At 64.2% G+C, this 23,948-nt stretch carries 14 protein-coding genes and 2 pseudogenes; 5 read left to right on the top strand and 11 right to left on the bottom strand.

Annotation, left to right across the window (positions count from 1 at the left end; all coding sequences use genetic code 11):
* Positions 1-85: 85 nt before the first annotated feature.
* The 4 genes and pseudogenes from ACT2FV_RS04435 to ACT2FV_RS04420 all read left to right on the top strand — a co-directional run.
* Entirely contained in the window at positions 86-1,636 is a 1,551-nt protein-coding gene (locus ACT2FV_RS04435) for a sensor domain-containing diguanylate cyclase (RefSeq protein WP_174911790.1), read from the top strand.
* A gap of 291 nt (positions 1,637-1,927) precedes the next feature.
* On the top strand, positions 1,928-2,203 hold the full coding sequence (locus ACT2FV_RS04430) for a hypothetical protein (RefSeq protein ID WP_059600470.1): 276 nt from the start codon (positions 1,928-1,930) through the stop codon (positions 2,201-2,203).
* A 242-nt stretch (positions 2,204-2,445) separates the two neighbouring features.
* Complete coding sequence (locus ACT2FV_RS04425) at positions 2,446-3,480, top strand: succinylglutamate desuccinylase/aspartoacylase family protein (protein WP_124622713.1); 1,035 nt, start codon at positions 2,446-2,448, stop codon at positions 3,478-3,480.
* A gap of 189 nt (positions 3,481-3,669) precedes the next feature.
* Positions 3,670-3,798, top strand: a pseudogene (locus ACT2FV_RS04420) (ABC transporter substrate-binding protein); the annotation flags it as partial.
* Between the two features lie 170 nt (positions 3,799-3,968).
* On the opposite strand, the pseudogene ACT2FV_RS04415 reads toward ACT2FV_RS04420, so the two are convergent.
* The 11 genes and pseudogenes from ACT2FV_RS04415 to bcpA all read right to left on the bottom strand — a co-directional run.
* Positions 3,969-4,784: pseudogene (locus ACT2FV_RS04415) on the bottom strand (aliphatic sulfonate ABC transporter substrate-binding protein); the annotation flags it as partial.
* A 355-nt stretch (positions 4,785-5,139) separates the two neighbouring features.
* The gene (locus ACT2FV_RS04410) at positions 5,140-5,430 is read right to left on the bottom strand and encodes a DUF2471 family protein (RefSeq protein ID WP_444503313.1); all 291 of its coding nucleotides are present in this window, start codon (positions 5,428-5,430) and stop codon (positions 5,140-5,142) included.
* Between the two features lie 6 nt (positions 5,431-5,436).
* Positions 5,437-6,651 carry an MFS transporter gene (locus ACT2FV_RS04405; protein WP_444503312.1) on the bottom strand — a complete coding sequence of 405 codons (1,215 nt, stop codon included), beginning with the start codon at positions 6,649-6,651 and terminating at the stop codon, positions 5,437-5,439.
* Positions 6,652-6,789: 138 nt separating this feature from the next.
* On the bottom strand, positions 6,790-8,460 hold the full coding sequence (locus tag ACT2FV_RS04400) for a phage integrase family protein (RefSeq protein WP_444503311.1): 1,671 nt from the start codon (positions 8,458-8,460) through the stop codon (positions 6,790-6,792).
* A 131-nt stretch (positions 8,461-8,591) separates the two neighbouring features.
* Positions 8,592-9,188 carry a hypothetical protein gene (locus tag ACT2FV_RS04395; protein WP_444503310.1) on the bottom strand — a complete coding sequence of 199 codons (597 nt, stop codon included), beginning with the start codon at positions 9,186-9,188 and terminating at the stop codon, positions 8,592-8,594.
* 78 nt (positions 9,189-9,266) lie between these two features.
* Positions 9,267-9,671, bottom strand: a complete 405-nt coding sequence (locus ACT2FV_RS04390) for a hypothetical protein (RefSeq protein ID WP_444503309.1) — start codon at positions 9,669-9,671, stop codon at positions 9,267-9,269.
* Positions 9,672-9,779: 108 nt separating this feature from the next.
* Positions 9,780-10,838 (bottom strand): DUF746 domain-containing protein, encoded by a 1,059-nt coding sequence (locus tag ACT2FV_RS04385; protein ID WP_444503308.1) that lies wholly within the window; start codon positions 10,836-10,838, stop codon positions 9,780-9,782.
* Entirely contained in the window at positions 10,838-12,577 is a 1,740-nt protein-coding gene (locus ACT2FV_RS04380) for a ShlB/FhaC/HecB family hemolysin secretion/activation protein (protein WP_444503307.1), read from the bottom strand. Before ACT2FV_RS04380 ends, ACT2FV_RS04385 begins: the two co-directional genes overlap by 1 nt.
* Before the next feature lie 24 nt (positions 12,578-12,601).
* Complete coding sequence (bcpO, locus tag ACT2FV_RS04375) at positions 12,602-12,784, bottom strand: CDI system lipoprotein BcpO (RefSeq protein WP_232508593.1); 183 nt, start codon at positions 12,782-12,784, stop codon at positions 12,602-12,604.
* Between the two features lie 71 nt (positions 12,785-12,855).
* Positions 12,856-13,665, bottom strand: a complete 810-nt coding sequence (locus tag ACT2FV_RS04370) for an immunity 49 family protein (RefSeq protein WP_444503306.1) — start codon at positions 13,663-13,665, stop codon at positions 12,856-12,858.
* Between the two features lie 9 nt (positions 13,666-13,674).
* Positions 13,675-23,073, bottom strand: coding sequence for a contact-dependent inhibition toxin BcpA (bcpA, locus tag ACT2FV_RS04365; protein ID WP_444503305.1), 9,399 nt, complete (start codon positions 23,071-23,073; stop codon positions 13,675-13,677).
* Positions 23,074-23,474: 401 nt separating this feature from the next.
* On the opposite strand from bcpA, the gene ACT2FV_RS04360 reads away from it, so the two are divergent.
* On the top strand, positions 23,475-23,909 hold the full coding sequence (locus ACT2FV_RS04360; protein ID WP_444503304.1) for a hypothetical protein: 435 nt from the start codon (positions 23,475-23,477) through the stop codon (positions 23,907-23,909).
* Positions 23,910-23,948: the final 39 nt, after the last annotated feature.

Genomic DNA, 23,948 nt, shown 5'->3' with positions numbered 1-23,948 from the left:
TGCGCATCCGGCTCGCCGGTCGCCCCGCCACGTGCCGTGCGGGGCGCTCGGCAATGCGCCGCATCGTGTCGAGGTCAAAATAGCCATGGCAGTCAAGGCAAGCCTCCTGAACGCCGTTCTCGCCACTCCCCCCTGCGGCAATCACCGCGTGACGGCCGGGCTACGCCCGTCGATGCTCGTCACGCTGTTCGAAGACGTACGCCCGATGGCGCTGTCCGGCCTCGCCAGCGCGTTCGTCGCGGCGATCGCGCTGATCCGGCTGCAACAACTCTGGTGTTTGGTGTGGCTCATCGTCGACGTCGGCCTGCTCGCCGCGCGGCTCGCGATCGCACGCGCGTATGCAGTGCACCGTGCCGCCGGCGACGATCGCGCCGAATACTGGGCGCTGCGCTATGCGCCCGTGTCGCTTGCCGCGTGCTTCGTGCTCGGCCTCGGCGTGATGGGCTGCGTGGAGGCGCCCGACGCCGAGCTCGGCACGCTGTCGGTGATGGTCGCGGGCGGCGTGTTCGGCGGGATCGCGTCGCGCAATTCGGCGCTGCCGCGGCTCGCGATGACCCAGGTCACGCTCGGCGTCCTGCCGATCGGCCTCGGCGCGTTGCTGGTCGACCGGCCCGGCGCATGGCTGCTGCTGCCGCCGCTCGCGATCTATCTCGCGGCCATGCGCACGGTCGTCCAGCGTCATTACCGCGTGCTGGTCGCGCTGATCGCCGCGCGCCAGCGCAACGCCGAGCTCGTCGCGCGTTTCGACGCCGCCCTCACCTACATGCCGCACGGCCTGTGCATGATCGACGGCGAGAGCCGCGTGATCGTCGCGAACCGTCGTACCGCGCAATTGTTCGGCTCGCCACGCGAGATCATGCTCGATACGCCGCTACCCGACGTCGTCGCGGCGCTCGGCGCGAACGCGGTGACCGATTCCGACGGTGCAGGTCTCGCCGTGCAATGCGACGTCTGGCTGAACCATGACGAACCGGTGCCGCTCGACATCACGCTCGCCGACGGCCGACAGCTGGAACTGACGCGCCATCGCGTGCCGGACGGCAACGCGGTGATCATCGTCGAGGACGTCACCACGCGCCGCCGCAGCGAACAGCACATCCGGCACCTCGCGCGACACGACGCGCTGACGGGATTGCCGAACCGCCACGAACTGCATGCGCAACTCAAGCGGATGCTCGCGCATCGGCCGCGCCTGCCGGGCGCCACGCTCGCCGTCATGTATCTCGACCTCGACGGCTTCAAGGCAATCAACGACCGGTTCGGCCACCAGGCCGGCGATGAAGTGCTCACGCAGGTCGCCGAGCGGCTCGGCAAGACCCTGCCGCCCGGCGAGCTGGCGGCGCGGATCGGCGGCGACGAGTTCGTCGTCGCGCTCGACGCCACCACGATGCAGGCCTGTTCGCTGCTCGCCGCGCGGATCATCCGGCAGATCTCGGCGCCGTACGCGCTGTCGATCGGCGAGACCGTCAGCTTCGGGATCAGCATCGGCATCGCGCTCGACGACGGGCACGGCTCCGCCGACGAACTGATCCGGCAGGCCGACAGCGCGCTGTACGAAGCGAAGTCGGCCGGCAAGGGAATCTACCGCTTCTATTCGGCCGGAAGCAGGCGCGTGGCGCCCGCGACCACGAGCTGAGCGCGCGCGTTCGTTCACGCCGACGGCCTGCGCGCTTTACTGCGCGTCCCTCCTGCGTGTCCCTTTTCGCTTCCCCGCGATTGATTCCCGAAACGCTTCGCGTGGCTGGGCGCATACGCGCACGTGTTCCGCCGCGCTCGCCCGTGTCACGTGACGTGTTCCGTAACATCGGCCCGCACCGCGCGTCACGTTCGCCGCAGAAGCCCGCACGATCGGTGCGGCAAGCGGAATTTCGCGGCTGGCACCCTTATTGCTCTTTGACTGGGAAACAGGATGTCAGGGAGCCCACACATGAATACCGTCGAAGTCCTCAGCCGTGCGGAAGCGAGCGATCAACTTGACGTGATCGACGGCGCCTCGCTGATCCGGCGACTCGTTTCCGATCACCGCGCGCCCGCCGCGCGTGAAGCCGCGTGTGTCGACAATCCGCCGCTGACGCTGTACGGCGCATTTCGCCAGGGCGTCACCGATCACGCGGCGCGACGCGCAAATCCCTATCGCGCCGGCAGCCGTTTCTGGGCGCTGTGGGAAGAAGGCCGTATCGAAGCTGAAACATCCGGTCGCTGAAGCGATCGCGCGCGCCGGCCCCGTTGCGACAAGGGGCCCGACGCGCAACACGGCGTGCGCGGGCGGCCGCGCGCCGGCATGCGTATCACCGCTGCAACATCGCGTGCGGCTGCTCGGATGGCGCATGTCGCAGGTTCGCGCGCGAGCCGCTTGACCGCGTCCGGCATCGCCCGCATCGCGCACGCCGCGCGGCGGTCGTTTCCCGATAAGATGGCAGATTACGTTCATCGAACGATGCCGCCATGACCGCTTCCTCCTCCCACCGAAATCCCATCCACTGCGAAATCGATCTCGATGCACAAGGCAAGCATGCGGGCTACCTGCGCCTGCCGCATTCCGTGCATCGCTCCGCATACGGCTGGCTGCCGATCCCGATCGCGTCGATCCGCAATGGCGACGGCCCGGTCGCGCTCGTGATGGCCGGCAACCACGGCGACGAATACGAAGGCCAGATCATCGTGTCGCAGCTGATGCGCGAGATCGATCCGGAGATGGTCAGCGGGCAACTGATCCTGCTGCCGATGGCGAATTTCCCCGCGGCCGATGCAGGCTTGCGCGTGTCGCCGCTCGACGAAGGCAACCTGAATCGCAGCTTCCCCGGCGACCCGACCGGCACGCCGACGCAGATGATCGCGCATTACATCGAGCATGCGCTGCTGTCGCGCGCGCAGTATCTGGTCGACCTGCATTCGGGCGGCAGCTCGCTGCTGTACCAGGGCGGCAACATGCTCGCGATCGACCCGCTCGACGACGACGAGGCGGCGAAGCTCAACGGGCTGCTGGTCGCGTTCGGGCTGCCGAACGCGCTGCTGCACGCGCCGAACCCGGTGCACTCGGCATCGGCCGCGCGCCGGCAGGGCGCGATCTCGATCGTGACCGAGCTCGGCGGCGCGGGGATGGCCGATCCGTCGCTGATCCGGCTCGGCCGCCACGGGCTGCTGCACTACCTCGGCCATATCGGCCTGCTGCACGGCGCACTCGTGCCCGACGCGCCGCCGACCGTCACGCGCTTCCTGCGCGTCGACGGCGATCGCCACTTCGTCTACGCGTACGAGCGCGGGCTGTATGAACCGCTCGTCGAACTCGGCGACCAGGTGAAGGCCGGCCAGCCGGCCGCGTGGGTGCACTTCCCCGACACGCCGCTGCGTGAACCCGTGCTGCATCGCTTCAAGGGCGACGGCGAAGTGGTGTGCAAGCGCGTGCCCGCACAGGTGCGGCGCGGCGATTGCCTGTTTCAGCTGGCGGAGGCTTCGACGCCGCCGCGCGTCATCGGGTAATACGCCTGATCGACTACGGTTTCTCAGCCCACCCCACTCCCCCTGCAAGCCTTCTGACACACCCTGCGAAATCCTTAATTTCGAAGTGATTCCGCTGCTGATGGTCGCGACCGTCTGGTACCTGATCATCCTGACCGTGCTGTCCGCGATCCAGGTCGAGGTCGAGCGCCACCATGCGGGAGGCGCAATCCGCTGACGCTCGCGACGAACGCGCTCATCGGCAACGGCCGCTACGGGCAGGCGCTTGCGCGCTGGGGTAAGCAGAGCGAGGCGGTCGCGCGCGCGGAGACGAATCCGCCGGGGTTGCCGTCGTTCTGACTCGATGCGCTGACCCATGAAATGAAATCGTCCCGGCATTCCACGATTGAAATGCCCGGGTGAAACGAAAAGACAACCTTCGCCGCCTACGCCGTCACCGCCGCGTGATACCGGTCGAGTTCCGCGACATGCGCGTGAATCGCCGGAAACGGGCGGACGTGGCGGCACGGTCACTGCGCGGCCGCCGTCTTTTGCGCGGGCGCCGCGAATGCGCCCGCATACGACCGGTCGAGCAGCTTCGCCGTGTCGTAGGCGGCCGGAATCACGCCGGCCTTGTGCAGGAAGTCGGCCGTGTTCTGCGCGTCCTTCGCGGCCGTGTCGTCGACGGGGCCCACGCGCTGGTGCGCGTTGTCGAGCCAGCGGTACGCGACGTCCGGCTCGAGCTTCGCGCGCTTCGCCCACAGGTCGGCATACTCGCGCGGATGACTGTCGACCCACTGGCGTGCGGCCACCACGCGCTTCAGGAAATCGGTGATCTCCGCGCGCCTGGCCGTAGCCGCCTGCTCGTTCGCCGCGACGAAGCTCAGCGCGGGCATCAGGCCCTGCGCGGTCGTCACCGGCCGCGCGCCTTGCCGCAGCGCGAGCGTGCTGACGAACGGCTCCCACAGCGACACGGCGTCGACCGAGCCGTTCGCGAGCGCGTTGGTCGCATCGATCGGCATCAGGTAAGCGTACTTGACGGAATCCGCGCGCAGGCCAGCGTGTTCGAGCGCGCGCAGCACGAGCTGCTGGCTCCATGCGCCACGCCAGACGGCCACGGTCTTGCCCTGCAGGTCGGCGACGGTGCGCACCGGCGAGTTCTTCGGCACGAGGATCGCGACGCCGTCGAGGCTCTGCCGCGACACCGCGATCACTTTCACCGGCGCACCGCGCGCGGCCAGCGTGAGCAGCGCGGAATCGCCGAGGAAGCCGATGTCGATCGCATTGCCGTTCAGGCTTTCGGCAACGGGCGCGGCGGCCTGGAAGTGCTTCCACTCGATCGTGTAAGAGGGTCGGCCGGGATTCGTGAAATTTTCGCCAAAAACGCATTAACCCAATGATTTTTCGACGAAGTTCCCAACCTTTATCGACTCGATCCGGCTGGATTTCACCCGTCAGGCTATCGTTGCCCAGCCGTGGGTTGCATGATCAATTCGGCGCCCCGCGCCAGCGCGTTCGACCGGTGCGTGCGGCGTATCCAGGGGGCTGATCGAGAAGTCTCCGCACTCACTCGGCGCTTCGGCTCATGCCGTCAACTGTCCAAGAGAATGTCTCGCATTCAGCGTCGTAGAGCGCGTCGATTGCGGCGCCGCTGACGATTGCAGCTGGTATGCGAACTTGCCGGCCACCTCTGGTTAGCCATCAATTGACGCGATGCCACGCGTCAGCGATCGCTCCGAAAACAATCGGCACAAAATCGTGGCCTTCGAACGACGCAGGTCGATCATCCAACGGATAGCTCAGTGCCGCGGGCGCGCGCAACATATCGAGCATCCGCTTGCTATGCTTGCCGGTTGCGGCGACTTCTGCCAAGACCTCCGACTCGATTCGATGGAGCAGATTCCACGTCAAGATGCCCGCCGATCGATGGCGCTGCACGACAACCGACACCGTCTCCCGTACTGCCGCTTCCGCGGCCAACAAGATGTCCATTTTGAGTTATTCCGTTGAGTGGGTTCGCATGGATGGACGTGGAGCAAACAAGCACATGATCAGAGGCGCGGTCGCGAGTGCGGCACCGGTGAAAAAGGTCGTCGACGCGCCAAACCGCTCCCATAGCCAACCGGCAATTGCGCTGGCAAGTAGCATGGCGATGCCGCTCACCAGGTTGAACACGCCGAACGCGGTACCTCGCAGCGCGGCTGGCGACGTTTCGGCCACCATTGCGGCCAAAATGCCTTGCGTAAAGCCCATATGCAGCCCCCATACCGCGACGCCTGCAAACATGGTGACCATCGATGCGCTGGCGCCCAACAGCAGGTCAGCGACGATCAGCAGGACTAAGCCACAGGCCAACAACACGCGTCGGTCGAACCGGTCGGAGAGAATTCCAATCGGATACGCGGACAGTGTATAGACCAAGCTCATCACCACCATCACGCCGGGTATCCACGCGATGTCGAGCCCCGTCTGCTGCGCGCGCAACACGAGGAACGCTTCGCTAAAACGCGCCAGCGTGAATGCGCCGCCGATCGTGACGATAAACCAGTAATGGGCCGGAAATTCGCGCAGTGCCCGCCAACGCAATGGCGAGCGAAACGCTCGCGACGTCGTTGGGGGATCGGGTTCGTGGATGCCGAACAGGATAACGGCAATGGCAACGAACGCGGGCACGACCGCGAACCACAGGACGGTTCGGATGTGGTCGGCGAACCACAGCATCAACCCGATGGCAAGCAGCGGGCCGAGGAACGCGCCGATCGTATCCATCGACTGTCGCAAGCCAAAGCACGCGCCGCGGATTTCCGGCGGCGCCACATCGGCGACCAGCGCGTCGCGCGGCGCTCCCCGGATCCCCTTGCCGACCCGATCAAGCAGGCGCGCGGTGGCGACCACCGCCGGCGTTCCAGCGAGCGGAAAGAGGGGTTTCGTCAGCGCCGCGAGGCCGTAGCCCAGTAATAGCAGACCTTTGCGGCGACCGAGCCAGTCGCTGAGCGGTCCGGAGAACACCTTGACGATCATCGCTGTGGCCTCCGCCGCCCCCTCAAGGAGGCCGAGCGCGGCGACACTCATGCCCATAGTCGTCACGAGAAAAATCGGCAGCAATGCGTGAACGAGCTCGGACGACAGATCCATGAAAAGGCTGACCAGTCCCAGCGCCCAAACCGTGCGCGGTATCGTGGGTTTCGACGCAGACAAGACATTTTCACTCATGGGGATTCCATCGTCTTGAGACAGGTTGGTGAGCGGAGCTATTGGCGGCAATCATGATAAGCACAATTTTCTATCATAAGCCTTGAGGTTATGGAAATCCTCACGGTTATCTGTAAATTGATATATACCGCCCGCTGCTCATTTTCGTGCGGCAAATGCCTGATCGAACTGTCGGGCCCGCTGTACCTCATCGCTATGCAGATAGGTCGACGTCGTCGAGATCGACGCATGGCGCAGGTTGTCGCGCACCATGATCAGCTCGGCACCCCGCGCCAGCGCATGCGATGCATGCGTGTGCCGCATCCAGTGCGGGCTCGCGCGGCGCAACTTCTCCGCCGTCGCAGGCCGCTCGTCCTGGACCGCATCAGCGGCCAGGACGAAAAACCGCCGCAGCACGCGCCAGAGTCGCGTGCTTTCGATGCGGGCGCCGTCCTCCTCGAGACTTGCGACGAGCGGCGTCGCCGGGTTCCAGCGCACGGGTGTGACCGGCAGGCCTCGCTGCACAAGATACTGGTCGAGCGCCGTCCGCGCCAGCGCCGGCAACGTCACCTTCCCGCGCTTGCCGCCCTTGCCGAGCACGTGCAGCCAGTGATCGCCGTGTTCGTCCCGGCGGATGTCGGCGAGCGTCGCGCCGACCAGCTCGCTCGCGCGTAGGCCGGTTGCGTACCCGAAGTCCAGCAGGAAGCGCAGGCGCTGAGCGGCCGGCACGCTCCAACCGTAGGACCACTCGAGGCCGTCGGCCAGCGTGCGGATCAGCAACCACTCGCCCTCGGAGAAACCGCGCGACACGTCTAATCCGGCGCGTGGCGCATGGTTCTTGACCTTGACGCCGGCGAACGGATTGGCAAGGACATAGCGCTGCTCAACCAACCAGCGGAACAGCGCCGACAGGACATTCAGTGCGTACGCGGCCGATCGGGGCGACAGCGCGCCAGTGAACGGCCGCCATTCGACACTGTGCCGCGGCCGAGACGGTCCGATCCAACGCTCGCGCGGCGTGGGCCGGCGCAGGAAGGCGCGGTACGCGATCGCGTCGTCGGTGGTAAGCGACGACAGCGCACGGCCGCGCTCGACGATCGCCCACAGGATCAGCCGCTCCGCTTCTTTTCTGTACGCACGTTGCGTAGCAGCCGACTCGTGCAGCGACAGCCAGGACCGGATTGCCTCGTAGTCGTTCGACGCGTTCAGCAAGCAGCCCGTCCGCGGCGCTCGAAACTGTCCGTGCGAGCCGTCGACTTCGTGCGGCACGCGCAACTGCTCCCATGGCACGACATCGCCGGCGGGCGCCGCGACAATCAAGGCCCGTGCCCGTTCGGTCAGCGCTGGGTGGGCGGCGAAGAACGCCTCCACGCTGCGCGCGCCGGCGACGCCGAGCCCGTCGATTGCCGTCCACCAGCGGCGCCGGCGGGGAATCCGTACGGTCAGATCGGCCAGCGTCCGAATGCCATGCGCCCGCAGCGCCGCCACCACGCGAGGCGGCAACCATTGATCAATGGCGTCGGCGATGTGGGGTTTCGGTGCCGGCAGGCTGCGCAACGTCTCGATCGCGCGCGCGACGGTGTCGGCCGACGAGGTGGATCGCTCGCCGAATGTTTCGGCCAGGTCGGCTCGGTGACGGCTCCTCGCGAACGCGACCAAGGTGCGCCGAATGCCACCCAGCACGCCGCGCGCGGATGCCCCGGGTGCCTTGCGCTCGCCCAGATAGCGCGCGACGGCCGCCCGAGCGTCGAGTCCGGCATACCAGGCGCGCAGCGCGGCCAGTTCGGCGTCGTCAGGGAAGGTGATGGGTTCGGTCTGACGCGTTTTCATACTTGCCAGTTTAGATCAAAAACAACTATGGACAGATAATATCGGTTATCGGTCTAGTTCCGTCTGGCTTGACTTCGGAAAAGATTATTTCGCCGACAGATCCGCCGTGAATGGCCGTCGCGCGGCCTCCTTTACGCGTCGCCGCGCGCCGCGCTCGCAGGAATGCGGCCAAACGGATCGAGTACCACCATTGTTGTCTCTCCCTGCGCCGGCACGTCGGGCCGGTAACGCAGCAATGCCGCTACCGCACGGGCCGCCACCGAATGCGAAAGCCCCAGTGCCCGCTCGGCCTCGCGATACGTCTTGCCATCCACTAGCACCGCGCGTGCCATCACAATGCCGTGTGTCGAGATGCGTCGCCCGCCGCGGCCGGGCTCTTGCTGGGCAGCCTCGACCAACGTGTCGAACTCAGGCGGGGTGAGCTGCGGCAGGTCTGCGTATGTCGACGCGCACCGGTCGCAGCGCGAATTAGCAGGTGCGGCCGTGGCGGGGTTACGGTAACGCAGGAGTAGGTGCACCGCTTGCAGCGCCTGGGTGCTCAGCGTGCCGCCGTATTGGCGGGCTGCGGTGATATAGCGTGCGCCCTCGAGCAGGACCGCGCGGGCCATCGCCACACTGCGGTCTGAGATACAGCGCACGCCCTCGTGTTGCCGTGCCCGCGCGGCGCCCACCAGCGCGTCGAACTCGGCCTCAGTCAGGTGCGGTAAATCGGCGTACAGGGGGCTCATTGACGCGTCATATAGAACAGGAACGATTATTGGCCGGCCGCTGTGACCGGAACCTAGTCGATCTAGCATTCGTCGTCGCTATCCGACCGTGGCGGCTGGAATCGGCGAGCGGGTACCACTGTCCACGAAGCGCCGCAGTTGCTGCCACGCTTCCAGATAGCGGAACTTCGGCACGGCCGCCAATTGGGCGTCGTGCAGTACCAGCACGTGCTCGACCACCGCCTGCTCGTGGTCCAGCAACACGCATGGCTGGTCTTCTTCAATGCGCTTGATGCACGCGTCGAGCGCCGCTTCTGCCCGGCGATAGGCTTCGAGCTCCGTGCCCGCCATCGTCGCGCCCCGCATGAAATACGCGAGGTAGACGACTCGGATCAGGCAGCAGATCTGATCGAAATCACCGCGCCCCGAGCGCACCGTCGACAGCGCGAGATGGTTTTCCAGCGACAGCGCACGTACTTTCGCGGTCGACAGCGGCAGCAACATTTCCTTCGTGCGCGCCGGTCGCGCCGTGCGGGACACCGTTGACTTTCTCATCGTTCGACACTCTTCGTTCGTACCTCCAACCGGACATCGTCGGGGACACTGGACACCTTACGCCTCATCGGCCACGATATGCAACCGGCCATGGCGATCGACCACTTCGCGCCGCATCGAAAAGAGCCGGCCGCATCCGGCGCACGACCAGTGTCCGCTGGCGGTTCGCTGCGCGCGCCCCACGCGACCGCAGAATGGGCACGGCGTCGTTTCGGTGGGTTCGACGCCCAGTTGAATCCGTGCGGACAGCGTGCCGCTCGGCTCCAGTTGGTCCGCGAATTCGGCGAACATCTTGCGCCATTTCTGAACCATCGCGGGACACGTGCCGACGATGTCCGATACCTGCATGAACGACAGCGGCAGCGACAGGTGCCGAATGAACAGCCGCATGCGCTCGAGCGTGCTCGCCTTCGTGTTGAGGAACGGCGTGCCGCGACGTCGGGTGAATCGCGTCCCACAGTTCGCACATTTGAAGCGCGGGAACCCACCCGGCAGCTGCTCGTCGAAGCGCGTCTTGCCGCTGCCGCAGTCCACGCAGCGCGGTGGCCGGTGGCTGAACGAATTTACTTCGTCGAACTCGCGCGTCAGGCGCGTCGTCAAGGTGAGATCTTCGCGCGCGCCGATCTCGTCGAAGGCCAGCGGCGCGGGATCGAGTTCGGTGGGGCGGCCCCCAAGCTGGACCCGCCGCTCCCATGTGCCGCTCGGATCGAGTTGCAGCAGCCACGCGCGCCAGGCCGTCACACGCTGTCCGATGTCGGCCGGCAGGCTGCCCATTCGCTCGCCGGCCTCAAGACACGAGATCGGCTGCGACAGCAACGACACGAACAGATCCAGCTTCTTGAGATGCTTCTCGCCGAGCGGCGTGTCGACGATGCGGCCGAAGTAGCGCTGGCACGTCCTGCACTCGAACATCGGTAGCCGACCGCTCTGGCGCGTCTTGAATCCGGCGCTGACGATGTGAGCGCCGCCACAGCGCGGGCAACGCGGACGCGGCTCGTGGCTGGCCGACAGGACGGTAGCGATCTGCGCGTTCAGGAACGCGGTCAGTTCCTCGTCTTCGCCCGTGTCATCGGGACGGCGAAGTGTCGGGCAGCTTGAACTCGAGTGCGTCCTCATCAGAACTGGGCCGTCAACTGAAACCCGAGCGTCACGCGGGTCGTCGGAAAACCGGACGGCTTGTACACCGGCGTGCCGACGAACAGATCGTAACCGTAGCCGCCGAAGCGCGTGCCGACACTCCCCTTCACGCCGATCACCGCGCCGGCCAGTTGCGTGCCGACCAGCGCAACCGGCTGCGGGCCCCACACGCGCCCGTAGTCGAGGCCTGCGTAGGCCGCCAGCCCCGTCTGTCCGATCGGCGCCTGCAGCTCGTTGCGCCAGTAGAAGCCGCGTGCCGCGGCGAGCATCGTCTCGCCGTCGAAGCCTCGCACGGTGTAGCGGCTGCCGATCGTCAGGTCGTCGATGTAGTACAGCGTGTTGCCGGTGTACTGGCCGTGAAACGTCGTGACGTACCGAAACGGCTGCTGTGCGATCGCGAACGGCACCGACAGGTTCGCGTCGAGCACCGCCATCTTGTAGCGGTAGGTCGGGCCGCCGTCGGCCGCCAGGCTGTCGTCCTGCGCGCCGAATGCGCCGATCCCCTGGCGGTACGCGAGCGTGCCGTCGAACTGCGCGTTGCCGAAGTAGTGGCGGTCGGTCAGGCCGAACTCGATGAAGGTGTTGTTGCGGCGCTGCTGCGGGATTTCGGTGTCTTCGATGAAACTCTGGCCGAAGCGGCGCGACAGCCGGACCTGCGCGCCGAACACATCGTTCTGGCTGCGCGACAGCACACGGTTCAGCTTGAAATCGACCGTCTTCGAGTTGCCGCTCGCGATGAACGTCTGGTTTACGCCGGCGATCTGCTGGTAATACGTGTTCGTGTACGCCGAAAGCGTCGCGGTCCAGTAGCCCCACGGGATCGAATAGAAGCCGTTCCAGCCGTGCGAGCCGAGGCGCTTGTCGCCGAACTCAAGATCCTGGCTTACGCCGATGTTGAAGATGTCGTGCAGGCCCAACGGATTATCGATGCCGAGCGACAGGTTGCCCTGCAGGCGGCCGGTTGCGCGCGTGCCCGAGTTGTCGATCGACGCGACCACCATCCAGGGCTTGCCGCGCTTCACGTCGAGCACGACGTCGCTCTCGCCCGGCCCGTCAGCGGGGACAATCTGCATCGACACGTCCTGGCTCGATACGCGCTTCATCTGCTCGAGGCCCTGCTCGAGGTCGCGCAGGTTCAGCAGCTCGCCGTCGCGGGTCGGGAAGGCGGTTTTCCAGGTGCCGCGCAGCTTCTCGTCGGCGAAGCGCACGTGGCGGATCACGCCGGGGATCAGCGACAACTTCAGGGTGCCGGTCGACAGATCCTGTTCGGGCAACAGCACGCGCGTCGTGACGTAGCCGCGCGCCAGGATCGCCTGCGACAGGCCCTTGACGAGGACGTCGAGGCCCTGTTTTCCGACACACTGGCCGGTGTAGTGATCGAGCCATTCGCGCGCGAACGCGAAGCGGTCCATCGGCAGTGCCGAGGCGCCTTGCGCTTTCACGGACGCGGGCAACGCGTCGGGCACGTCGAGCGAGAAACGATCGATGCGAAAGCACGGCGACTCCGACGGCAGCGTCGGATACCCGGCGCTCGCCGTCACCCCCGAACGCACCCCGGGCGCGGCGACCGCTCGTTCGCGCTCGCGCGCTTCTTCTTGCTGTCGGGTTTGCTGTTCGTTACCGCCCGGAAGGAGCAGGCGCGGAGCTTCTTGCGCCGACACCGCCATGGGTATCAGCCACGCAGCTGACAGAAGCACGGCCTGAATACGGATTGTCATGATCGAGGTGTTGTTGTTTTGATCTTATGGTTTGGGTGCAAAGTGTCCCGGAATCCAAACCCATTCGGTGCCGCTCCATTTCCAAAAACCCATGACCCACGTCGTGCTTGACCACGAAGGCAATACAGGTTCCATTTCCGGTTTCGGCGGAGGGCGTGGTGGTGCGTCCGGTGGGACGGTCTCGCACGCAGCGAGAAGCGCTGACATGACCAACACCATGACCATCAGCCATTTGGATTTCTTCATCGTTGCCTCAAAGGGAGTGCGACGTTGGGCGATCACGTCTTAAACCACCGGGAAACGCGGCCGATCAACCCTTGCGGAGGGGGCACCCACCCCGGCTTCAGAAAGTCGTAGACGTCGTCGTAGTGATCGAGCGGCTTGACGGGCATCAGCTCCATCGGTACCAACGGGTGATCAATTTCGACTGGGATCCCTCGGAGCCAGCACAACTTTGCCTCCAAGACAGCCAGGAATGAAAAATAATCTTCCGTATATACGTGTTCCAGCTTACGAGCAGCATCAATGAGAATGATTTTCTCAAGTCCTTCCTTACCGCCGCGAATCAATGCCGAGAAAAAGTCCTCGCCACGCTCACATTGAGTCCGCATCGGCTTCCGACCGTTCTTCGCCATTCTGCGAATCTTGTCAGCCAGAGAGGCATCGTCGCCCATCATAGCCAATTGAAGCATGTGAACGTAGAACTGGTTATTTAATGGATCTTCTCTTGCACTCACGAACCCCTGAGGTGCAGCAACCGAGAACGCTTGAACCATCGCATTGGAGTCGGACAGCATCGAATACAATAAGTAATCCGGCGTTTGCAGTTCAAAGAGATCCTCGCTTATGGCGAGAGAAGTTAACTTGAGAACGCACGAGACGTATAGATTATTCTTGAGCGATGGCATGTCGCCATTGGCAAAATAATCATAAAGTCCTACCACGGAGTGATCTCTTGAAAGCCCATCATAACAGCGCTTCAAATCAATGGGCTTGGTCCGATTCCGGATCTTATCTGCAACCTCGGGAATGTGCCGCATGGCTGCATCAAATCCAAAAGATTTCCGCTTAACTGCTTCCGCATCCATTTCGACACCTTACTTTAATTTCACAAGTGTTGCGCCATTAGAATTAACGCCCGTAACGACCTTTACGAGTTTACCACTGTCAATTGCTTTCTGGATCAAATCGGCAGTTGCCCTTTGACTTGCATCTCCATTTCTAAGGCGGGTAACTGCGCTATCAATCCACGCATCAGTCATTTGCGTTGGCAAGCTACCGGATGGGCCATTAAGTTGGATCGAGCCATTCGCGTTCAATGGTTTGACTTCGTTGATATATACCGTGTCTCCCTTGGTGTAGACACCGTCGAAGCAATTGACGCCACACTTAGCATCAAGCGGCGTAAAGCCGTTCCGTACAAAGTAGTTGTTCGCGACATATTCGCGAGCCTGTCCCTGCAAATCCGTGGTCGGAAGTTGGTCAAGCTTCGACAGCACGCCTTGTTCCGCGCTATTCAGCTTCACCGGCATGCTTTCCATCGTTACCTTGCCGGTGCTGATAAACCCTTTGCTCGTCGGATTCACCGGTCCCGCCAACCAAACATCAATCGACTCGCCCACGCGCGCGACCGTCGACGCGATCTTGTTGGCAAGGATACCGCCGATGACCGTTTCCTCGATCGTATAGTCGGGTTTGACGGAGCCGTTTTGCGTGGCGAAGGAATCCGCTCGATTCTGATCACGCTGGCTCGCACCCGGCACGATCGAGCCAGGCAGCGAGCCCAGGGTGTTCAGATACTGGTCCGAACGCTGCGCGGGCGTTGCGCTGAAATACGTCTGAGCCGAACCGTCGGAGATGATCGGCGAACCGCGTACCAGAATCGGCTTGCCCATATACTGAGACAACATGTCCTGCGCCGTCTGAAGGTTCGAAAGGTAGGAGCTGAGGCCCCCCATTGCGCCTTCGCTGGTCGGATTGTTCGCCGTCTGGATCAGCGTCTGGAGATACGCCATGTTTTCCTTGTTGGCGGTGTCGTCGACCATTCCCTTCGCCGCGCGCTCCAGCATGTCGGTCCAGTAGGTCGTCGCGCTCGCCACGCAACCCGCATCGCCACGACATACCGCTTGCGCCTTTTCCTTCGCGAGCTGCTCGACGACCTTCACCTCTTCCACGTGAAGCTGCCGGTTGTAGAGCTCGTTGTTGATGGCCGAACCCGCACCAGCGAGCGCGCCGGATGAACCACCACCCGCCAGCGCTCCAGCCGCGGCACCGCCGGCCGTCGCCACGATCTCATTCAGCGCATTTCGTGCGGCGGCCTGCGCGCTCAACGGCAACTGGCTCACCGTCTGATCGATGATCGGCTGCGCCAGGGACTGCAACACGTCTCCCGCCAGCGAACCCGCGACCGCTCCGCCAATGTTGCCGCCCGACAGCGCTGCACCGATTGCCGCCACTGCGGCGTGCAGCGCATCGCGACCCGCACCGCCCTCGCCGAACAGGGCCTTCATCTGCGGGCTGCTATTCTCCAACTGCGTCGCGGCTTCCGCCACCGCGAAGGTCGCGGCCTTGCCGAACGCCTGCGAGAAAGCCAGGTTGTTCTGAACCTTCTGCAGGTTGAACGTGTTCTCTACCGTCTGGTTCGCGTTCGCCGTGTCGCGCGACAGGCCGGCGGTGCTATCCGTACCGTTCTGTTCATCCGACTTCACCACGATCTTCGCCGGGCTCACCGCGGCGTGCGTGACGCCACTTGCGCTGTCGCCCGTCTGCGCAAAACTCGGACCGCCCGATGTCGAGAATCCTTCCGACGATCCCGAATACGACATCTTGTTCTGGATATCGGTAAATCCGAGACTGCCGGTCGTCAGCGTATTGCTATCGGCCGGCGCGGCGCTCGCGATCTGCGCACCGTTGAGTTGCGTGTGGCCAGCCACATTGACATCGAAACCTTCCTTACCCGCTACGATGCCGGTTTGCTGGTTCACCGACGCATAGTTCGCGTCGATGCTGGTATGGCCGATCGATGCGTCGACACCACCACCGTAGCCGAACGTGAAGCTGCCACTGACGCCCGTGTTGTGCTGGTTGCTGCTGTAGTTCGACGTATCCTGAAGGCTCGTCATCGTCAGGTCGCCGCCGACATCCACCTTGACCTTATCACCCGATACTCGCGCCCCCGACAGCGTGGTGTCGCCGCCCGACTTCATCGTCAGGTCGTTGCCAGCGGCCACCGTCGTGTTGGTTTGCGTGACACTGTCTCCGTTGCCTTGGCCATGCGCATTCGAGCCATTTGCGAAAACGCTGATGCCCGTATTCTTGCCCACGCCGATTGCGACGCCCGCGTTCCAGCCGGACGAACTATTCGAGCTCGTGTTCTGCTCCGAACTCTGCGCGCTTTGCAGCGTAATCGCGTTGTTGGCATCGAGCGCGACGTTCTTGCCGAGCACTGATGCGCCCGTCATCGCGATATTGCCGGTACCTGCCTGAGCATTTCCGTTCGCATCCGGCGTGCCGGTCGCGATAATGGATACGTTGCCGTTACCGATAATCGACGAGCCCTTCGCATCCGAGATTGATGTCGTCGAATTGCTGCTGCTATGGTTCGATCCGATGCTGAGTTGTACCTGAACGCCCTTGGCGGCCTCACTAACATTACCGTTCGACAGGGCATTGGCCGCGTCTTTAATGCCGCCGCGGTTCTGGTAAGCCTGCTCGGCCGCCGCCACAGCTTGCACCGCTGCGAGACGCGAATCGCCGGACTGCTGCCCTTGGCGCACCGCGCTCGCCATCGACTGCCCGAGTCCGACCAGGCCGCCGCCCAATCCGACACTCAAACCGGATTGGCTGAATTGCTGCGATTGCGCGTCCTTGTAGGTGTCGTAGGCAGCATTCACGGTCACGTTCTGTGCCGCGATTCCGACGTCTTGACCAGCAACAATGGTGCTACCCGTAATCGTCGCATCCTTTCCGGCCTGGATCGTGACATTGCCGTGAGACGAGCCGATCACGCTGCCATTATTCGTCACCGAACTCGTTTGATCTTGCTGTGCAGTCGAGCGCGAACCCACCGTCACCGACAGACCGCCATTCGCGAGCAGGCCCGATTCCTTCTTGTCGTAATAGCTTGCGGACTGTGTTGTGTCTTGCGAGGTCTTGATGTTCACGTCGCGCTTCGCCTGCAACGTGACGTCGTTCGTACCAACGACGTTGCTGCCCGTCACGTTGATGTCGCGATTGCTGACGATGTTGACGCCATCGGCCGACACCGTGCTGCCCTGACTGTACGTCGCCGTCTGGTCGATCCCGCTCGCAATCTTCGCGCCGCTCACGACATTGCTGTGGCTATGCGTCTCGTGTGAGTTCAGCTCATGCGTTTCGGTCGCTGCGCCGATATTCACGTCACCGGCCGCCATCAGGTTCGCATTGCCCTTGTCGAGACTGACCGTGCTACCGCTGATCGTGAGATCCTTGCCCGACGCAATCGTGACCGTGTCGCCGCCCTTGAGCGTCGTGCCGGTCAGCGCCTGATCCGACGTATGCAGCGTCTCCGCGTAACTGCCGTGGCTATCGCTACCGGAACTGTTGCTGTTCACGGTCGACGTCGCGCTCGCTGCGCCGAGCGTCACGTTGCCCTTGGCCGCGATCGTCCCACCTTGACCGAGGTCGATCTGCGCACCGCGCGCCGTCAAATCGCCGCCGACGCCGATGCTCGATTGCCCGCCGACGGTGACCGAGCTGCCGACCACCTTGTTGATGTCGGTATTCGACACGCCGTTCGCGCGCTGCACGATCTTGTGCTCGCCGGTCTGCGCCGCACCGAGATCCCAGTTACCGCCGACGTTCATGCCGAGATTGCCGCCGACCGACAGGTTGCCCGCGTTCTGCTGGAAGTTGCCGCCCGTCGTGATCAACGCATCGCCCGCCACGTCGAGTTTGGCGGTCGGCCCGAGCGTGGTCACCACGCTCGTCGCGCCGTCGCGGCTCACCCGCGTGTTCGTCTTCGTCGCCGTATCGAGAATCAGGTCTTTCCCGGCATCCAGTTGCAGGCTGCCGGCCTTCACGTTGGCCGACGTCAGGTCGATGTTGTTCTCGGTCTTCAGCGACATCAGCCCGCCGCTTTGCAGCGCACCAAACGCGTTGTCGATCTGCTTGCCCTGAATCGCCAGCGTGTTGTCGGCCTTGATCGTGCCGCTGTTGGTGAACGACTGCGCATTCTGGAAGTCGATGTTCGTCGCGCTGATCAACGGCCCGTCGATGTTCTGCTGACTGGCCTTCGCGAGATACACGACGGGCACCAGCACCGACTGGCCGTCGACCACACGCGTCTCCATCATGATCACGTTGCTGGTCAGCTTCGACACCTGGTCGGCCGACAGGCTCGCGCCGATCGGCAGATCGAGGGACTTCGACAGATCCGCGCCGGCCGCCATCAGCGACTGATACATGGTCTGCAGGTCTGCGTATGGCCCGAGCACCGCCTTGCCGGTCAGCGCCGTGACTTCGTTGCGGACGAGCTGCTGCTCGTAGAAGCCGTCGCCGAGCCGCTTCGGAATATGCGTGAGGTCGACGCCAAGCTGACCGAAGAAGTAGTCGCTCGAAATGAAATTCTTCTGGTTCGTGAACGCCGGGTTCGTCTCGATCACGTAGTTCGCATTCGGCGCCGTGGTCGGCTTGAACAAGCCGCCTTGCGGAATGGTGAGGTTGTTCAGGACGTTCAGCGCCGTCGCGCTGGCGATGATCGGATCGACCGGCGCCGACGGACCGCCGTGCACGGCCGACGCACCCGATTTCGCGCCGCTCGCGTTGCCGCTCAGATTGGTGGGGGTGAGACCCGGCACCGACTGCCCCGGCAGCAAGCCGAGCGACGGAATCGATGCGTTGCCCGCCGTATTGTTGACGCTGACACCCGTGCCCGAAATCGTGCCGTTCGAACTCAACGTCGAGTCGTAGCTCGGCAGTTTGTAATCCTTGATCGATGCCGGCGCCGCCTGGGTGTAACCGCCCGGGCGCCCCGTCACGAACGGCGCATTGCCGAACGGCAACTGCCAGTCGTGTTCCGAGTTGTCGTAGTTGTTGTAGTGATATTGCCCGGAATAGGAGACCGTGACGCCCGGCAGTTTCTGGCCGGACGCCGCCCAGCCGTCCGCGTCGTAGTGCGCCGGCATCTTGATGTCGCCGACCGCCGCGATGTGGCTCCAGTAATTCTGCAGCGTGCCGACCGACGACGCATCGATGTTTCCCCCCGACACGATCTGGCCGGCCGCGCTGATGCCCGTCACGGTCGTCGCCGTCGCGCTGTCCGCATAGTAGGTCGTGAACTGGTACGTGCTGTTCCACTGGCCACCGTGGGGCGGCTCGGTGTAGACGCCGCCGATGCTGTCCGGATCCTTCACGCCGATCTGGCCCGTTCGGCCGCTGATCGGAATCCCAAACTGGCCGAGCAGCGATGGATCGATCGAACTGGTCGAGGTCGTCATCACGCGACGCGTGTTCGTGATCTTGTCGGCGTGCAGCTCCATGTTACCGCCCGACTGGATCAGCGCCGACGCGTTGTTCACCAGCGCTGCGTTCGTATAGCTGCCGCTCGCGTCCTTGCCGCCCGCCAGCACGACCTTGCCCATGCCGAAGATGGCGGTCGTGGCCATCGTATCGGCCGCGCTCGTGTCGTCGCGGTTCTCGATGTCGTGCGCGAGGAGCTCGAGCGTGCCGTTGCTGTCGGACGCGCCAATCAATGCGGTCGGTCCGAGGTTCGAGATCGTATTGGTTGCGTTGAGCGACGCGCTGGCACCCACGAGCGCGCCCGTATTGGTGAGGTCGGTTGATTGCGTGTGCAGCAGGCCGCCAGCCGTCAATGCGCCCGAGTTCACGATGTTGCCCGCGTTGACGCTCAGGTTGTTGACCGACTGCAGGTTCGCGTTGTTCGTGAAGGTGCCGGGCAGCGTGAAGGCGAGATCGTGGCCGACGTTGAACTGCGTGTCGGCCGCCGCCGTATAGTCGCCCTGCAGGTTCACGTTCGCGTCATGCGATGCGCTGTAGGTGCCGCCGCCTTGAAGCGTGGCCGCCGCGACCGACAGGTCGTGCGTCGAGCTGATCTGGCCGTTCGTGTTCGTGATTGCGCCGATCGTCGTGACGCTCACGTCGCCGTTCGAATTCGTGACGTTGCCGATGGAGCCGCCGCTGTTGTCGAGAGTATTGCCTTGAACATGAAGCGATGCGCCGCTAAGCTGACCACCTTGCGTGTTGCTGATCGACGCTGCGCTGACCGTTACATCGCCGTTGCCGGTGATGGCGCCCATGCCGGACACACCACCCGCATGGCTGTTCGCGATCTGGCTGCCGCCTTGCACCGTCATCTTGCCCGCACCGAGGTCGACAATGGCGCCGTCCGCGTTGTCGATCGAGGCTGATTGAATATCGAGCGTGCTGGTGTCGCCCGCGCTCGATTGCCCCGCCTGGACATGCCCGCCGCGGTTGGATAATGTGCCGCCGTTCGTTAATGACAGCGACGCGTCCGAGCGGAGCAAGCCCTGTGCATTGTTGACGTCACCCGCGATCGCGGCGTTGATGCCGCGCTGCGCCGCCAGGATGCCGCTCGCGTTGTTCCAGGTCGCTGCGTTGACGATGGCTTGTCCCTTCGTCACGATGGTACCCGACGCGTTGTTCAGCGCACTGGCTCCATTGCCCGGTGCGATCGTCAGCGTGCCGGTACCGGCGTGTGTAATGGTGCCGCCCGCGTTGTTCAACTCGGCAGGGGCGAGCGTCAGGTCCGTGCTGTTGGTCTGAATCACGCCGGCGGCCGAGTTGTCGAGCGTGCCGCTGACGTTCATGCCCATCGCCGACGAACCGTACTGCGTGATGGTGCCGCCGCGGTTCGCGAGGTTCGCAGCTGTCAGCGTGAGCTGGTTCGCTTCGAGCTTGCCGCTGCTGTTGTCCAGCGTCGAGTCGGCCGAGACCGACAGGTTCGGCGCGACGATCGAGCCGCCCTGATTCGTCATCGAACCCGTGTGGATCGTCGCGTTCGTGCCCGCACCGATCTGGCCGCCGTCGTTCGTCAGCGTACCGCTGGTGACGCCCAGGTCCGCGTTCGACAACAGCTTGCCGTTTGCGTTGTTCAGCGTGCCGCCGACGGTTGCCGCCAATCCGGTCTGTGCGTTGATGGAGCCCGACGTGTTGTTCAGCGTGCCGGTTTGCGCGACGACGCGCCCGTTGCTCGCGATCGAGCCGCCGACGTTCGACACCGAGCCAGATTGGCTGCCAAGCGTCAGGGTGCCGGTGCCGGCGTGCGTGATGGTGCCGCCGTCGTTCTTCAGCGTAGCCGGCGCGAGCGTCAGGTCGGTACTGTTGGTCTGCAGCGTGCCGCCGCTGGAATTATCGAGCGTGCCCGATACGTTGACGGCCATCGCGCCGGCGCCGGTCTGCGTGATGGTGCCGCCGTGGTTCACGACGTCGGTTGCGTTCAACGAGACCTGATCGGCCTGCACGGTGCCGGCGCTGTTGTCGAGCGTCGTGCCGCTGAGCGTCGCCGTCTGGCCGACAATCGAACCACCGCTGTTCGCCAGGTGTGCGCCGGCATCAATCGCGACGTTCTGGGCGGCCTGCAGGGTGCCGCTACCATTGTCGACCGACTGGCCCGCAACACGTAGATTCGTATTGGACGTGATCGCGCCGCGGTTGACAACGTTTGCGCCCTGGACCGACACGTCGCCGTTGCCGCCGATGACGCCGCCTTGCGCACCGTTTGCGGTGGTACCCGCCGCATTGGTCAATTGGCCGGTGGTCGTCACCGACAAACCGTCGCCGTTGAGCGACGTGATCCGACCCGCCGTGTTGTCCAGCGACGCACCGGCCACCGTCATGCCGGCCGCGCTTTGAAGGGTGCCCTGGTTGTTCGCGATGGCGCCACCGCGCACGTCTGCCGTGCTTTCGGAGACCAGTTCGCCGGACTGGTTGGCGATCTGGCCGGCCACGTTGACCGACAGCGGGCCTTGCGACGACACCTTGCCGCCCTGGTTCGACAGATTCCCGCCGGTCAGCGTCGTGCTGCCGCCGCTCGACAGGCTGCCGTGATCGTTGATCACCGTGCCCGACGCGTTCGCCGAGACAGCCCCCTGGGCGCTCGTCGTCGCGTTTGTCAGATTCACGTCGCCGGCCGTCGCGTTCAGCGACAGATTGCCGTTCGCCGCGGTCTGGCTGCCGGCGAGATTTACGTTGCCGCCGGTCAGCGACGCATTGCCGCCTGCGACGTTCTGGCCGGTTGCGCTCAACTGGCCCGACGCCGTCACGTTCAGATCGCCGCCACCTCCGACGGAGCCGTCGTTGTTCACGCCCGCGCCGAGCGTACCGGTCGAATTGACACTGCCCGCGTTCACGGTCGTATTCTGTTGCGCGGCGAGCGTTCCGGTGTTCGTCAGATCGGCAGCCGTATTCGCCGACGCCGACTGCTGCGCGTAGGTCGTACCGCTGTTCTGAATGCCACCGGCAGCCGACAGTGCGAGGTTGCCGCTCGCCGTGGTCTTGCCCGTCAGCACGAGCCGGCCGTTCGACTGCAGCGTCAGGTCACCGGCCTGTGCGGCGATCGTCCCGGCGTTGGCCACCCCCACACCGAACTCGTTCGACGCGAGGAAGATCCGATCACTATACATACCGCCCAACTGGCTCACGTCGATCGCGACCGACGGAGCGGGACCGTCGCCGGCGATCGGCGTCGCGGCGAGCGTGTCGTGGTTGACCTGGGCCGCGCCGGCAATCACGTTCAGGTTCTTCGCGTAGACCGCAGCGTTCACCTGCACCGCGCGGGCGATCAGGTCCACCTGATCGGTACCGGTTGCATTCAGGCCGGCGCCTGACACGGTCACGAGCCCCCGGTTGACGTTGTAGCCGGCGAGCGAACCATCGGCACCGTAGTACGGTGCGCCTGTGGTGAGGGTCGCGCGGCTGGTATTGATGAAGGACGCACCGTCGAGAAAAATGCCCGAAGGATTCGCCAGGACGAGCTCCGCTCGGGCGCCTGCGATCTCCAAAGCGCCCCGAATTTGGGAAGGATTCGGGCTGTTGACCTGGTTGACGATGATCCGCGCGGCCTGGCCCGCACCGTAATTCGGGTTGCCGTTGATCCACCCCGCCTGCTGGGTCTGGACCATCGTGGCCGAGTTGTTCAGGATCGCGCCGGCCTTTTGTACGTCGAACTGGTTGTACGTGTTGACCGAAACGCCGGCGCCCGACGGTGCGGCCACGTTGACTTGAGGCAAGCCGTTCGGCGTCTGGATCACGTGCGTGGGGGTGCCCGGCGTCGGGACGATTTGCGCATCGGACAGGGTAGGCAGCATGCCGAGCGCGGCGACGCCCGCGACTACGGCGCGTGCGCCCGACGCCGATGAGCGCCGCCGTGCGCGCGCCTCACCCGTTGCCGATTTGCCCTCAGCCGTCGCTGTCTCCGCGACGGCCACCACCATACCCCGAAGCCTGGAATACACCAGGCGATGCGTGTTTTTGTTCATTCTCGTCGACGCGGCCCGCGCCTATTCGTTGGATTATTGTGCGCGAGCTTACCAAATCCCTGAAAGACGACTGTCAACAATTGCCAAGCCGTTGACGGAAAAAGACAAATTTCGGTTTTCAGACGTGTCCGATTGACGGTGCGCGTCGCAGGAGTGCATGGAAAGCAGAATGAAAAAAAGCCGACGCAGACGCGTCGGCTGAAAATGTTCCAGCAGGTCGGGGAACCCGGCCAGAACCTGAGAGGCCGGCATTATCCCATACGCGGCAACCTGATGTCTCCGGCGTCGCCTTCGGCGTCATTCAGCAGCAACGCCGCCGCGCTACAATCACGGCTCCCGCTCAACGCTAGCAGCTCTGGCCGATGTATGCGATGAGCTACCGTCCGACAGGAATTCGCTCCATGGACACAGACGCTCGTCGCGCGCCGACTTGGCGGCCCATTCGATTTTTGCCAATCGTCTTCGATCTGTTCGGCGTTGAGCTGGACGAGGCTCGAGCGACCCTCGACAAGCTGACTCAATGCCGATCCCGTCCGCAGGTGCTGGACGACGCGACGCTCGAGCGTGTTCGGCATCTCTACAGCGAGCAACGGAGCCTTCTACCGGTTCAACGCGAGCAGTTCCTGCGCTGGCAACCGGAAGCCACAACGCTGGAACAGCGCGAGATGCTGGCTCGCGTGACGGCGCGCGCGGACCGGCTGTCGGCACTGCAAGATCAAATCTTCGCGTTGCTCGACGAGTTGTCGCGAGGCACGATCGACAAGATCATGGGTATGAGCGATGCCGAGCTTGCCGAGGCGATCCTGTCGGGTCGGCTGAAGCTGCCGCCCCGCTGAGCGCCACGACGCGCGTCCCGGGAGAGCATCGACGTCGCC

Origin of the sequence: Burkholderia sp. PR2 (assembly GCF_052372875.1) — a bacterium.
GTDB classification, from domain to species: Bacteria; Pseudomonadota; Gammaproteobacteria; order Burkholderiales; family Burkholderiaceae; genus Burkholderia; species Burkholderia diffusa.
The sequence above is the reverse complement of the archived record's forward strand: the minus strand, read 5'-3'. Positions and strand labels throughout refer to the sequence as shown.

Coding starts and splice junctions, on each gene's coding strand:
- ACT2FV_RS04435 (WP_174911790.1), top strand. CDS start 86: ATGGCAGTCAAGGCAAGCCTCCTGAACGCCGTTCTCGCCACTCCCCCC.
- ACT2FV_RS04430 (WP_059600470.1), top strand. CDS start 1,928: ATGAATACCGTCGAAGTCCTCAGCCGTGCGGAAGCGAGCGATCAACTT.
- ACT2FV_RS04425 (WP_124622713.1), top strand. CDS start 2,446: ATGACCGCTTCCTCCTCCCACCGAAATCCCATCCACTGCGAAATCGAT.
- ACT2FV_RS04410 (WP_444503313.1), bottom strand. CDS start 5,430: ATGGACATCTTGTTGGCCGCGGAAGCGGCAGTACGGGAGACGGTGTCG.
- ACT2FV_RS04405 (WP_444503312.1), bottom strand. CDS start 6,651: ATGAGTGAAAATGTCTTGTCTGCGTCGAAACCCACGATACCGCGCACG.
- ACT2FV_RS04400 (WP_444503311.1), bottom strand. CDS start 8,460: ATGAAAACGCGTCAGACCGAACCCATCACCTTCCCTGACGACGCCGAA.
- ACT2FV_RS04395 (WP_444503310.1), bottom strand. CDS start 9,188: ATGAGCCCCCTGTACGCCGATTTACCGCACCTGACTGAGGCCGAGTTC.
- ACT2FV_RS04390 (WP_444503309.1), bottom strand. CDS start 9,671: ATGTTGCTGCCGCTGTCGACCGCGAAAGTACGTGCGCTGTCGCTGGAA.
- ACT2FV_RS04385 (WP_444503308.1), bottom strand. CDS start 10,838: ATGAGGACGCACTCGAGTTCAAGCTGCCCGACACTTCGCCGTCCCGAT.
- ACT2FV_RS04380 (WP_444503307.1), bottom strand. CDS start 12,577: ATGACAATCCGTATTCAGGCCGTGCTTCTGTCAGCTGCGTGGCTGATA.
- bcpO (WP_232508593.1), bottom strand. CDS start 12,784: ATGTCAGCGCTTCTCGCTGCGTGCGAGACCGTCCCACCGGACGCACCA.
- ACT2FV_RS04370 (WP_444503306.1), bottom strand. CDS start 13,665: ATGGATGCGGAAGCAGTTAAGCGGAAATCTTTTGGATTTGATGCAGCC.
- bcpA (WP_444503305.1), bottom strand. CDS start 23,073: ATGAACAAAAACACGCATCGCCTGGTGTATTCCAGGCTTCGGGGTATG.
- ACT2FV_RS04360 (WP_444503304.1), top strand. CDS start 23,475: ATGGACACAGACGCTCGTCGCGCGCCGACTTGGCGGCCCATTCGATTT.